At 59.8% G+C, this 266-nt stretch carries 1 pseudogene; it reads right to left on the bottom strand.

The features are described 5' to 3' along the window. A pseudogene (locus R0J92_RS23620) lies at window positions 1-266 on the bottom strand (PLP-dependent aminotransferase family protein); the annotation flags it as partial.

A 266-nucleotide genomic window follows, 5' to 3' on the forward strand; every position in this document is an offset into this window, starting at 1 on the left:
GTCTTATGTGCTGCGCAAAGGCGCCCGTTTCAATGAAAGCGGCCAGAGCTGGCTGCGCGAGCGGCGAGGGCGCGGGAAACAACGTCTGACGTAGCTCCCGAAATTGCGCCACCCTATGCGACGGCACGATCAGAAAGCCGAGCCGCAAGACGGGAGAGAAGACCTTGGAGAAGCTTCCGATATAAAGAATACGGTCCGGGTCCAGCGACATAAGCGCCGGCAGCGGCTGGCCGATATAACGATGCTCGCTGTCGTAATCGTCCTCG

Source organism: Tritonibacter sp. SIMBA_163 (assembly GCF_046535935.1).
In the GTDB taxonomy this organism is placed as follows: Bacteria; Pseudomonadota; Alphaproteobacteria; order Rhodobacterales; family Rhodobacteraceae; genus Epibacterium; species Epibacterium scottomollicae.